Genomic DNA, 12,710 nt, shown 5'->3' on the forward strand with positions numbered 1-12,710 from the left:
TCTAGTTACTTGCCTTCATATCAATCACATATCTAAACTGCCCAGAGCCATTTGTGAGCTTCTCATATACTTCATCGATTTGCGATGGCGATACTATTATAGTTTCAGGGTAAATTTCATTTTCAAGCGAAAAATCCATCATCTCTTGTGTCTCTTTAATCCCACCAATAAGTGAGCCATATACCTTTTTACCCGCTTTAAATACTAGATCTATTATACTCACGCTAGGCGCCTGTGAATACGGCGGCAATCCCACGATAGCCAGTTCTCCGCCATATTTAAGCAGATCTATATAAGCTCCCACATTATAACTAGTCGGTATAGTAGAGATGATAAGATCAAATCTCTCATTAACTATATTTTTATCATTGGTAGTATAGAAATTACTAACCCCAAGCTCCATAGCTTGAGATTTTTTCTTATCATTTCTAGCAAAGACACTTACACTAGCCCCCATCTTAACAGCATATTTCACAGCCATCATTCCAAGCCCACCAAATCCAGCTACACCAACCTTATCACCGGCTTTAATTTTAGAAAATTTAAGTGGCGAATATGTGGTAATTCCAGCACAAAGTAGTGGAGCTACTTTATCTAATGGGGCGTTTGCTCGAACTTTAATAGCGAAATTTTGACTTACTACAATGTTGCTTGAGTATCCACCAAATGTTATCTTGCCACCATGGAAAAAGTCAGGGCAATTATAGGTATAAACTGTTTTTCCTTGCTGACAAAACTGCTCTTGACTAGCCTTACACGCCTCGCACTCACCGCAGCTATTTACCATACAACCAACTCCAGCATAGTCGCCAATTTTAAATTTAGTTACATTTTTACCTACAGCTATTACCTGACCTGCGATCTCATGACCTGGAATACATGGATAGCTCGTACCACCCCATTCATCTTTGGCCGTGTGAATATCGCTATGGCAAATTCCCGAATATAGAATTTCAATTAATATATCATTATCTCCTACACTATGACGGGTAAATTCAATTGGAGTGAATTTAGAATCCTTAGATAACATCGCATAACCAGTGGCTGGAATTGTGAAAATATTGTTCATTTTATAACCTTTTTTTGAATTTTATATTATTTAAATTTAGGTAATTTTATCTAAGTTTAGTAAAAATTAGGATGATTTAAATCAAATTTATACTTTAAATCGTCATTGCAAATTTTTAATAAATATAAAGTAATTTTTTACATAAGTGTTATTTGATAAATATTACTAGAATTTAATAAACCCTCGCAATGGCTAAGCATTGCGAGTAAATTTAAGCTATTAAAGATTTAAATTTAAGCTACTGTAGTAGTCTTAATATATTTTGTTGTACAGCATTTGCCTGACTCATAGCGTAGCTTCCACTTTGGGCTAGTATGTTAAATTTAGAGAAGTTTGCACTCTCACTAGCAAAGTCTACATCTCTTATTTGAGATTTGGCTGATTTTACATTTACTTGGGTAACTGTAATATTATTTATAGTAGCTACTAATTGGTTTTGGACTGAACCTAGGTCAGCTCTTAGCTTATCTAGAGTTTTTCTAGCTGCTTCAGCTACATCTATCATAGCTTGAGCGCCACCGTATTTTATCACAAAAACTTGCCCACGAAACTTTTGTATATAAGGCAAGGCTGAGAGTATGATTTCAGCGGTTTTTATATGAGATTTCATTTTTTTATCCTTTTAATATAATTAAAATAAATTTGTTGTTTTAATTAAATTGTTTTTTTCTACAAAAGAAATAAAATCATTTATAATATTATTATTTCTTTCTATTATTTCGGTTTTGCCAAATTCACTATAGTTTTTATGTATAGAGTTTAATTCATTATTTTGTGATTTTTTATAATGTTTTTCTTTGTCAGCAAAACTAAAATCACTTGCTCTAATGTTTATTTTTCGTTCCAAAAGGACTTTATTGCCAATAAATTCTATTTCATTGCCACTAAAATTTTCTCTTTTTGCTCTTTCTTTTGCGTAAATATGTTCTATTTGAAATTGCTCAGTTAATCCCGGTGTTTTTTGGGTACTATCTTTTAAAAACCACCAAGTAAGCATAGAACGAGTTATTGAATTATTATTGCTAAATTTTTGATTTTGTATAAATGTTTTTAAATTTTCTTTTTCAAACAAAAACTTTGAAAAATCCATTTCCTTGTCGTTAATAATATCTATCATAGCACTATAAATAGGTATTCTTAGCTGAGAGACGCTAGGATATATAAAAGAATATGCAAAAATAAACGCTGTTATTTTCTCTAAAAATTTAGCAAATTTTATATTATCAAGCTGATTTTGCTCATCCCTATTTTTCATAAAATATACAGAAGTGATATTTGCCCACATTATATTTGGGGCATAGTTTAAAATAAAAAGCCATCTTAAAGTATTTTCATCAAAATAATTTTTATCTTGAATAGAAATTGCTTGCCAAAAGCTACCCAAGTTTTGCAAGTCCTCAAAAGTCCTATCGCTTTTTAATAAAGCATAACTATCCTTTTCATAAAAATCTCTCAAACCCTCTGTTGTGCTATTTTTATTACCTTTTAAAGCTCTTTGATAATACATATAACGATTAAAAATTTCATCAGTAGAAGTATTATCTTTTTTAGAAAATACTTCTTTACATAAAATTTCCAAATTTTTCCATTTTTCTATAAATTCATCTTTTTGATTTTTTGCTACATAAAATTTATAAAATTGTGCTTTAAAAATATCTGCATCAGCTAATGGCTTGCCTCTATCATTTAAAGTAGAAAAAATCCTAAGTGCTGTTTTTTCATTATCTGCTTCAATAGGCAACAAAATACAATTATTTAAAATTCTAGTTGGTAAATAAGCGAAATAACTAGGATATTCTTTTAAAAATTCATCTACTTCTTTTTCAAAATACCTAAAATTTATGGCATACTGGCTTTTAAAATCTTTAGCATCACCAGTTTTTAGAATTTCTAAAAATTCATTCTTATGTTCATCTAAGGCTACTTGAGAATCTATTTTTAATTTTTCTTTGTTTTCATTGCCAAATTCATCACTTTTCCAAATACATTGTGCCAAGTTCTGCTTTGTTCGCATAGAATTTTCATCTTTCATTTTTTCAAGTCTTTTATAAAAAACCCTAAGCAATAGCATTAAAGTAGTAAGTCTTTGTTGCCCATCTATTACTTCAAGCTTTTTATTATTCTCAAAAGTTACAATAGGGCCTAAAAAATATTCTTCATCAGAATTAAATTTCTCAAGTTCTTTATCTGGAAAAGCGAAATCAAAAATGTCTTTCCAAAGAGTTTGACACTCATCTTCTCCCCAAGCATAAGGGCGTTGATAATCAGGTATTAAAAAATCAGATCTTTTATCTTCAAATAATTGTTTAATCTTTTTTTGGTCTATGTTTAATTTTGACATTTTTTACTCCACTAAAAGTTAAGTTTGAAATTTTTAAATTTTAGCTAAATTTTTTGATTTTCACGCTTTAATTATAATTAAAATTTGATAATTTATCTCTTTTTACCCCTTTTTATCTCATTTATCTCAAAATATAATTTTATTAATCCCCCTTTATACCAAGTTTTGGTGGCTTTGATAAGGGCTTGGCCTAGTCTGTATGGTGCGCTTTGTTTTTCAGCTAGGGCGGATCTGTAATCTTCGTAATGCTCTATTGGTGGGACTTTTAAATTTGGTTTGGTTTGGATAATTTTGTGATATTCTATCTTTTGGCGTCTATGCTTTAAAGCGATAGCTAATAAAATAAAAGGCAATTTAATCTTGCCAAATATAGTTGTGTGATTTTCTATCATCGCATAACCAAGCTTGTAAGCTAGGTGATATCTTATTCTCTCTATGGCGTAATTGGCTTTACAAATGAAGCCACCTTTATACTCGCTGCCACCGCATTTTAGCCATTTTTGGTAGTATTTATCCCAAATTTCGCCCCAAAATTGATAAACTAGCTCATTATTCCAAAACCGCCCATCTCGCCCCCAAGCGTGGATTATCGATGCTCCTATGCTTTTACGCCAAAATGTGCTACTAGTGTATTCATAGCCTAGATTTTTGACTTTAAATTTATTATCTAAGATTAATAAGCTAAGCACGCCTTGGTCATTGGCTCCATATTTTGCGCTGTAATTATAGATTTGATTATAGCACTCTTTTGGATTTGGGATTGTATCATAGTAGGCCACAATCCCACTTCTATAAACTCTACAATCTTTAAATTCGCCATTATAATCTCTAAGCGTTGGATTTAAAAGGCTCTTGCCCCTATGAGTGCTAAAGTGATAACCCTTCAATCTAAATAGCTCACCAATTCCTTTAAGTAGCATAATATCAAAATCAAGATAGACTATACACTCACACTCATCAAGCAACAAAAGTGGCTCAAACATCCCATAAGCCATATGTGTCCAGCGAGAGAAAAAGGGCGAATTTAAGATATTTTGGTTATTTGTGTATGGCTTTAATCTCTTAGCAAAATCATCCTTGGTAAAGCTAATAAATTTAACCTTCGCCCCACCAGCAACCCTAGCAAACGCTTCTAGCTCACTTTGTGTAAATCCATCATGAACGATATAAAATATATCAACTTCACCGCTCATCACCTCAGCGATATTTGCTACCATTGTCCCGATAGCAAAGGTGGAGTTACTAGTCGCTGCTAATAAAATTCCGTTTTTATATGGTTTTTTCATAGATTAATATCTATGCTCATCGATGATAGCACGAACTAACCTAACAACCCCAAATATCAGCGTCAAAATCACAAAAATCGTGATGATATTATACATTTTATTTGGATACGCAGCACTATCTGGTACATATGGGCTTTGGATCACTACTACTTGCTTAGCCTTTCTACCGATCTCAATTCTAGTTGTCTCAACGGCTGTGATAGCGGTTTTATATACATCCTCAGCAAAGCTTAAATTCAGATACAAAGCCTCAAATTGCGCCACAACATCATTTAATTTATCTTGAGAAGCATTGGATGCTACCTTGCGTCTTTCTTTTTCTAACTGCTCTTTATGCGCTCTTAATTCAGCTTTCAAAGCTGCAATTTCAGGCGCATTGTCATTGAGATAACTTCTCATAGTGTTTAATTCGGTCTCTTTTTTGGATATTTGAAGCTCTATTTCGGTGATAAATCCAGCCTTGGTTTTAGCTAGGCTTTGAGGATCAAATACCCCATACTCATTTTGAAAAGCCAAAAGCTCATTTTTGGCATCTTTATACTTTTGCTTAGCACTCTCTAACTCACCTTGGGCAAATCTTAGCTGCTCTCTAGCGATATTATGCGAAATTTCATTTATAAATCTCTCACACTCTTCTAAAATAGCAGCCGAGATATTACGAGCATCTTCGGGGCTAAAGCCCTCTACAGCGACATTTAAAAGCCCTGTTGTATCATCAAATAATATATGGATTCTATCTCTATAATATTTTAGATAACTCTCTTTGCTAGTTGATGAGTAAATGCGGAAAAATAGATCTATTTTTTGCTTTTCATAGAGCGATCTTAAATTTATCTTTTCATCAAGTTTTTGGAGCATATCAAAGGATTTTATATACTCTTGTAAAAGCTTGATATCTTCAGTTGAGCTAGATGCCACCCCTACTAAACTCTCTATCCCGCTTAAAGATATTGGCGAGCCACCATCTGTGGATTTGACACTTAGAGAGACATTACTAACATATCTATCAGCAGCGATAAAGGTATAGTAAAATATCACCACAATCATTATATAAATCACAGTTTTAAAACTATCAAGTCTATTTAGACGCTCTTTGTGTTGCTTTAGATCCTTAATAGATCTTAAAATCATAGCTCTTTTATTCAACTGCATATCCTTTTATACATCTCAATTCCTTCATCTACATCATCATAAACTGTAGTCATTCCGCTATTTACTAAGATTACCTTATCGCACCACTGCTTTATCTCACTCATATTGTGAGAGACCATTATTACTTTAGAATTGCTTAATTTTTCTTTATAAATAGCGTCGCTTTTTTGTTTGAATTTAGCATCGCCCACAGCCCCAGCCTCATCTATCAAATAATAATCAAAGTCAAAAGCCATACTAAGCCCAAATCCAATTCTAGATCTCATACCAGAAGAGTAGGTATTCATCGGTTCATCAAAGTATTTGCCAATCTCGGCAAATTCCTCAATATAACGCACCTTCTCTTCTAAGGCCTCGCCCCTATATCCATAAACTCTAGCTACAAATTTCACATTATCCCTAGCTGAAAGTGCGTGTTGGAATCCACCAGCTAGGCCAACCGGCCATGAGATTTTCTTATCAGTGATAACCTTGCCAGCATTTGGGATATCAGCCCCGCTCAAAAGTCGCATAAGAGTGGATTTGCCAGCGCCATTTCTACCAATTAAGCCTATACTACAATCATCAGGAAATGTGAAGGTAAATTCACGAAAGACAAAGTGCTTATCACCATTGCTTAGTGGGTAAAATTTGGTTAAATTGTCTAATTTTATCATGGTCTGCTCGCTACCAATTCTCTTCTTTTATAATAGTAAAACCAAAATCCTATAAATAATAGCACTACATTAAAAATCAATGGATAAGCCAAATTCACACCATCAGCTAGCGGATATCCATCAAAATAATAATATTTTATACTCTCGCAAATATGAAGCATAGGGTTATAAAGCATATATTTTAATATATTAGATGGAATTATCCAAATAGGAAAAATCACGCAAGATAGTATATACAAACCAGTTGTAAAATATGTCAAAACAATCTTAAGTGGCTCCATAAAATGCGTAATAATCGCAAATATCACACCAAGGCTAAATCCAGATAGCACCATCAGGCAAAAGCTAAAAGTCATAGCCAAAAAATCCCTAGGCAAGACATCATAGCCCATTATCCACCCAGCCAAAACCATCACACAAAAAAATATCAAAGAGTACATATAAAACTCAAGCAAAGTTCTAGCTAAAAATACATGAATTGGCCTAACCGGCTTATAAAAAAATAGAGTTAAATTCCCAGCTATCCCGCCCATAAGTTGCGTAACGATATTTCTAAACATAAAAAACGGAATTATCCCGCAAGCCAAAAACATAAAAATAGGCGTCCCACCAGGGATAGATAAATTCGTGATATACTCACGGATCAAAGTTACTAAAGTAGTTATCACAAGGATTTGCATCAGTGGCTCACCAACTACCCAGAAGTAGCCTAGATGCCTATTTTTGCCAAATCTAGTTTTTAGCTCTCTAAAAAATAGCGCCCTTATGACATTTAGCACTATATCCTCCGCAAAATTATTTGATAAATTATAACAAAATAAGGTTACAAATCAGCCCAAAAACTATTTAAATTCCACTCCATCTTTTAAATAATAACTCCCAATTATCTGTGTATTATCCACCAAATATGCCCTAAATTTGGCATAAAGCTCGCTATCAACCTTAGATTGAATAGTCCAAAATTTATCCAAATTTATATCTTTTGTAGTAAGGCCTTTGATATCATACATAGATTTTCCAAGACAAATTACAGGCTTAGAGTAACTTAGGGCATTTAGCCCAACGGTGCTATTGATTAAAATTACAGCTTTTGAGTTTTTGATTATCGTAGGCAAATGAGCATCAAATGCAGCCATCACACGCCCTTCAACCTTATAAATTTGAGCTAAATAGCCAATATATGAGCTATAATTTTTCTTGCCTCTATCCATCGGATGATGCTTAAAGATCAAAATCATATCCTTAGGCGCATTCTTAGAAAAAGATGAGATAATATACTCAATAAAGCTCTCCATAGTCTTAAATCTAGAGTGAGTTCTAACCTGAAAATCATCATGAGTTTGAAGCGCTACAAAATAGTATCTCCCACTTAGCTCCCCATCTAAACGCTCATTTAAATCTTTTTCGCTAAATTTATACTTAATCTTTCTAAAAAAATTGCGAATCCCATAAAATCCCTCTCTAATAGGCGAAAAATCACGATGATGGATGTAGTTAGGATATAAAAAATAGAATATATTTGCTATTAGATAATACTGCACCGCCCACCACGCCATCAAGCCATAAGTAGAGGTGGATTTAGCTGAAAATGGCTTGGTTAATGGCTTGTAAGCATCATAAAATTCCCTATCTCTAGGCATTTTAGAGTGGTTATTGACCCCATAAGACTCCATTGTGATAAATCCAGGGCGCAAATACCCCTCTTCAAAGACATAAACACTAATCCCCAAATTCCTAGCTATCTTAATAGCCATTTTGTGATAAAATCTACAATCCCCAAATAAAAAGACAATATCAATATTATTATCTTGATAAAATTTATTTATAAATTTAGGCCACTGCTTTGGCTTGGCTTTATATGCGATATAATTTTTACTTTTAGAAAAATAGGCATCACCAGCATTAAAGCCAATTCTAGTTACAAAAGCGCCCTTTTTGGTACAAATATTATCAAGCTTATTAAAAAAATCCCCCATAGGACCTTGTAAAAGCAAGACATTTTTGCCTTTAATACCAGTAATTCTCTCTTCTAATCTCATCTTTTTACCACAAATAAAACTACATATAAAAGCTTTTGCCCAACTCTTGCATATAAAGATTTTATCTTATGCAATAGCGCATTTATAGGCTGTTGCAACCTTATCTTTTGCTCTTGAAGTGCTACTACTAAATCACACGCTTCACACGCCTCTAAATTTAGTGGATGAATATATCTAGGATAGAGCAGATATGCCCCAGCTATTAACTCATCACTACTTAGACTTCTATACCTGCGTGGCTGAGACTTTTTATCATCACTTAGTCCCCAGCCCGCCCAAAATGGTCGCCCATAGCAAATTACTCTTTTTTTGCGTAAAATCGCTTCCAATCCACTAGTCGATGTCATTGTATGAATTTCATCAGCGATATCTAAAAGTGTAGGCATACTCACACCCTCAAGCACTTCATCGCAATACTTCAATGCTTCTGTAGCCTTTACCGCACCAACCCTATTTCCACTTACGACATCTGGATGAGGCTTATAAATTATATGAGCATGGGGCGAATTTTGTCTAGCAAGGCGTAAAAGCTCAATATTTTTCATCCCATCAGCACCGATTTTTACACTAGCGTCATCTTCGACTTGACCGATAACTAAGGCTATTTTTTTGCTATTTTTAGGCTTAATTATACCATCTTTATCATCATTATATTTTGAAATTTTACTATTTACTAAAATCTCTCTAAGCTTCTTAGCGCTTTCTAACTCATAAGGGCTAAATTTATGATAGTTTAAGATATTTTCTAATCTACTTGGCGATGTGGTATCAAAGTATATTCCCTCATCATCAAAAACCAAAGAATACGGCCTAGTAAGATCGCTTCCTAGCCCAATGGAGCGGATAAAGCCATCTTCTACCCTTATTATACTCACGCCATTTTCATCGCACCATTTTTGTAGTTTTGGATACTCTTTTTTGCCCCAGATATAGACTAATGAGCTAGGATTTAATCCCTTTTTTAGTGCTAAAAGAAGCGGATCTTTGCTAAATGTGCTTATGAAATTTAAATTTCCACCCAAAAATGGCACCATAAATTTTCGCTTCCAAATAGAAAATCCAAATAAAAACTTTTGCTTTTTACACTCACTTAATCGAGCATTTTTAAGTGCATTAATCTGCGGAAGTACTCTTTTTAGAGTAGTTGGCGCACCGCTATATGGATCAATATATTTAGCATAAATCATATATGCCCCAGCAAAGAGCTGCTCTATACTTAGCTTTCTATTTCGCCTACTTGGAGCTTTTACCCTATCATCACTTAGCCCCCAACCAGCATAAAATGGCACACCAAAACAGACGCACTTACACCCACACATCAAAGCCTCAAAGCCCATTGCAGAGGTTTTAGTATAAACTTTTGTAATATGCTTTAGCAACGAAATCGGATTTATATTTTCACTAATTATTTTAATTTGTGAAGGTAAATTTGCAATATCAATATCAGATTTTTTTTTACCGCTTAATACATCTGGATGAATTTTTAGCAAAATATTTGAATTTGAATTTTCATTTATTGCTGCATTTATCATGTCAAGAGTGCTAAATTGATTAGCCAAGCCGTACTCTAGCGACGCATCGCCACTAGTTTGGGCTATTATAAGGATATTTTGGCCTTTATTTAGCTCATATTTTTCTATTAATTCTTGGGTGATATCTGGAGCGTTATTGTATTTTGAGATATTGTGCGTGGTGATAAAATCCATACACCACCTAGCCTCTTGTAAAATCTCATCGCTAAATTCGAAATTCGCCAAAATCTCTTCTAGCCTACTTGGCCTAGTGGCATCATAGTAAATCCCGATATCATCTTCAACTATGCTAAATGCCCTAGCACCATCAACCCCAAGCCCAACCGAGCGGATAAACCCATCTTCTAAAAGTTTAAATTTACCTTTAAATTTAACTGATAAAAAGCAAGCAAATTGACCAGTCCGTTTTCTTCCCCATCCAATAAAGACTCTATTTGTAAAAATATTTAAAATATTTTTAATGTAAAACAGATAACCGTTCATTGAACCAGTCGACCTATAAATTTAATATCTGCAAAAAATTCCCTAGGACGAATTATAAGCTTTCTTATCTTGTTTGCTAGTGGTCGCTTGATAGGCTTAACACCGTTAGCATAGTGAAAAAATCCTGGATAGCGCTCGGTATCATATCCATAATTTTTCATAAGAGTTTCAATAAATTCCTCAATATCTGGCATTGGGGTAGTTGATTGCCAAATCAACCCTGTAAATTTTTTATCATAAGCTTTCATTTTTTCTTGCAAAAGATTCTCATTTCTTAATCTTTGCGAGTAAAAATTATTACTTAATGGACGCGGGTGCCATCTATGTACTAAAATTAAATTTTTAAAAAAATTTGGCAATGAATAATACGCCATATAAAGTCTAAACCCTTTGGCATTTGCTATAAATGGAGTTTTGAAATCTGTGTAATAATCGTCATTTTTAACCGAATGCGGATTATGCGCACAAAGACAATGAATAAGATAAAAATCCTCACCACCATGACCAGAAAAAATATTCTCAAATTCTCCAATTTCCATAAAATATTCTCTATTCATCACCATCGCTGAGCTATTTGGCGAAATACTTTCCACTAGATCATTTTGACCTTTCAAAAAGCTATTTTTAAATAGCGCTAAATCTTTATTTGACTCAAAAATAACTGTTCCTTTTTGCGTAAGATATAAAAATGGAATAGCTATAAATTTAGATTTATTTGTTTCTAAAATATTATCAATTTCACTAAATAGCAAATCTTCAAACTCACCTGAATAATCCATATCAACATCGTAAAAAAATAGATATTTTTTAGTTGCTATTTTAGCTGCTTGATTGCGGGCTTTAGATGGAGAAAAAACCTTATCTCCAACGTAAGTATGAATAATTTTAATATTGCTAGCTACAGTTTGCAAGATAGGATTTTTGCTAGAATCTGCAATTATAACCTCAATTTTTGAGTGATAGCTAAATTTATTAATCAATTCTATAGCGCGTTTATATATAAATGAATCTTGATCCTTGTAAAACACAGGAACTATAAAACTAACCAAAACATATCCTTTGGATTTAGTAAATTTAATTGCAATTATATCTGATAAATAATAAAAATATCTATAAAGTATGATAAGAAATTAATAAAAATACATATGGGGCATTCGTATTTGTACCCCCCCCCATTATAATCTATTTAAGTACAATAATCTTTACCTGCTCAATCCACCGGTTGGATTATGGCTGCTTCTCTGATTTCAGGCATTATCGCCCAAAGTTTAGAGGTATCTACACTAAAACCCTCTCTTAATTCACATCTATTTATTCCTACTCTTTGCCATGGTTCTAAATTTGGGTTAAAAAATGTGCTTATACACTCTTTACCACCTAATACTAATGATCTTATCTCTACAGCATCACTTAGTAGTGGAATGAGTTGAAATACAGTTTCAAATCTCTTTTTATCTAAATCCCCAATACAATTTTTTAAAGTAAAAAATCCACTCTCATCAATCCCGAGGCAACTATTTATATCATTAGCTGATACAAACTGAACATACTCTAAACCTAAATTCGCAAAGCTATCAACTCTTTTAATATCATCAATTATAGTTGGCTCAAATGCCTTAATCTCTCTTAGGTTATAATTAAAAGTTTCATCTGATTTACCTAAATTGACTACCAAAGGCATACCTGTATCAAGCGATCTTAGGCTTAGAGGCAAGGTAAATGAATCAAACCCATCTTGGTTGTTTGAGCTAGTTAAGATTGGTGTTTGTTCTTTTTCATCTTTTAATAACGAAATTCTATCTGGGGCTTTTGTTTCATCTGGGGCTTTGCTTATATCTCCAGCAAATCCCTTAGAGCTATCAAGCTTTAAAAAGCTCATATCTTGCTTTGGTTGATCTATTTTAGCTCCACTACAACCGATGATAAATATAGAGATTAAAGATATTAAAGATATTTTTATAGCTATTTTCATGGGAATCTCCTAAATGTTACAGGGAAGTGATCGCTTGCTATGTGAGTTCTAAATCCGCTAAAGAATGTGCTAGCTGATATTGGTGGTAGTGGTGCTGGTGCGATAGCTCTATTGGAGTTACCAACCACAGCATAATCTAGAGTTCTTCTAGCGCTTATTTGAGTGATGGCGTTATTAGTA

10 protein-coding genes and 2 pseudogenes are annotated in these 12,710 nt (G+C 33.4%); all 12 read right to left on the bottom strand.

The annotated features are described in order from the left end of the window. Position 1: 1 nt before the first annotated feature. Positions 2-1,069 carry an NAD(P)-dependent alcohol dehydrogenase gene (locus CIGNP109_RS04720; protein ID WP_086228393.1) on the bottom strand — a complete coding sequence of 356 codons (1,068 nt, stop codon included), beginning with the start codon at positions 1,067-1,069 and terminating at the stop codon, positions 2-4. 238 nt (positions 1,070-1,307) lie between these two features. After that, a pseudogene (locus CIGNP109_RS04725) lies at positions 1,308-1,586 on the bottom strand (flagellin); the annotation flags it as partial. 114 nt (positions 1,587-1,700) lie between these two features. Then, on the bottom strand, positions 1,701-3,410 hold the full coding sequence (locus CIGNP109_RS04730; protein ID WP_086228394.1) for a DUF262 domain-containing protein: 1,710 nt from the start codon (positions 3,408-3,410) through the stop codon (positions 1,701-1,703). Between the two features lie 92 nt (positions 3,411-3,502). Continuing rightward, positions 3,503-4,696, bottom strand: a complete 1,194-nt coding sequence (locus tag CIGNP109_RS04735) for a hypothetical protein (RefSeq protein ID WP_086228395.1) — start codon at positions 4,694-4,696, stop codon at positions 3,503-3,505. Between the two features lie 3 nt (positions 4,697-4,699). Then, positions 4,700-5,842 carry a capsule biosynthesis protein gene (locus CIGNP109_RS04740; protein WP_442861890.1) on the bottom strand — a complete coding sequence of 381 codons (1,143 nt, stop codon included), beginning with the start codon at positions 5,840-5,842 and terminating at the stop codon, positions 4,700-4,702. Further along, positions 5,839-6,504 carry an ABC transporter ATP-binding protein gene (locus CIGNP109_RS04745; protein WP_086228396.1) on the bottom strand — a complete coding sequence of 222 codons (666 nt, stop codon included), beginning with the start codon at positions 6,502-6,504 and terminating at the stop codon, positions 5,839-5,841. Before CIGNP109_RS04745 ends, CIGNP109_RS04740 begins: the two co-directional genes overlap by 4 nt. After that, complete coding sequence (kpsM, locus tag CIGNP109_RS04750; RefSeq protein WP_086228397.1) at positions 6,501-7,283, bottom strand: capsule polysaccharide transporter KpsM; 783 nt, start codon at positions 7,281-7,283, stop codon at positions 6,501-6,503. Before kpsM ends, CIGNP109_RS04745 begins: the two co-directional genes overlap by 4 nt. A 63-nt stretch (positions 7,284-7,346) precedes the next feature. Continuing rightward, positions 7,347-8,543, bottom strand: a complete 1,197-nt coding sequence (locus tag CIGNP109_RS04755; protein ID WP_086228398.1) for a capsule biosynthesis protein — start codon at positions 8,541-8,543, stop codon at positions 7,347-7,349. Further along, positions 8,540-10,558, bottom strand: coding sequence for a capsular polysaccharide biosynthesis protein (locus CIGNP109_RS04760; RefSeq protein WP_086228399.1), 2,019 nt, complete (start codon positions 10,556-10,558; stop codon positions 8,540-8,542). The genes CIGNP109_RS04755 and CIGNP109_RS04760 overlap by 4 nt, the downstream gene beginning before the upstream one ends. Continuing rightward, positions 10,555-11,607: a glycosyltransferase gene (locus CIGNP109_RS04765; protein ID WP_180380018.1), complete on the bottom strand. Its 1,053-nt coding sequence runs from the start codon at positions 11,605-11,607 to the stop codon at positions 10,555-10,557. The genes CIGNP109_RS04760 and CIGNP109_RS04765 overlap by 4 nt, the downstream gene beginning before the upstream one ends. Positions 11,608-11,768: 161 nt before the next feature. Beyond that, entirely contained in the window at positions 11,769-12,530 is a 762-nt protein-coding gene (locus CIGNP109_RS04770; protein WP_086228401.1) for a hypothetical protein, read from the bottom strand. Further along, positions 12,527-12,710 (bottom strand): annotated as a pseudogene (locus CIGNP109_RS08440) (cytolethal distending toxin subunit B family protein); the annotation flags it as partial. The gene CIGNP109_RS04770 and the pseudogene CIGNP109_RS08440, both read right to left, overlap by 4 nt.

The sequence above is a fragment of the Campylobacter sp. P0109 genome, from assembly GCF_002138755.1.
GTDB lineage: Bacteria > Campylobacterota > Campylobacteria > Campylobacterales > Campylobacteraceae > Campylobacter > Campylobacter devanensis.

What these genes read in the sequence shown, in the direction of transcription:
- CIGNP109_RS04720 (WP_086228393.1), bottom strand. Translation starts at nt 1,069, where the DNA reads ATGAACAATATTTTCACAATTCCAGCCACTGGTTATGCGATGTTATCT.
- CIGNP109_RS04730 (WP_086228394.1), bottom strand. Translation starts at nt 3,410, where the DNA reads ATGTCAAAATTAAACATAGACCAAAAAAAGATTAAACAATTATTTGAA.
- CIGNP109_RS04735 (WP_086228395.1), bottom strand. Translation starts at nt 4,696, where the DNA reads ATGAAAAAACCATATAAAAACGGAATTTTATTAGCAGCGACTAGTAAC.
- CIGNP109_RS04745 (WP_086228396.1), bottom strand. Translation starts at nt 6,504, where the DNA reads ATGATAAAATTAGACAATTTAACCAAATTTTACCCACTAAGCAATGGT.
- CIGNP109_RS04755 (WP_086228398.1), bottom strand. Translation starts at nt 8,543, where the DNA reads ATGAGATTAGAAGAGAGAATTACTGGTATTAAAGGCAAAAATGTCTTG.
- CIGNP109_RS04760 (WP_086228399.1), bottom strand. Translation starts at nt 10,558, where the DNA reads ATGAACGGTTATCTGTTTTACATTAAAAATATTTTAAATATTTTTACA.
- CIGNP109_RS04770 (WP_086228401.1), bottom strand. Translation starts at nt 12,530, where the DNA reads ATGAAAATAGCTATAAAAATATCTTTAATATCTTTAATCTCTATATTT.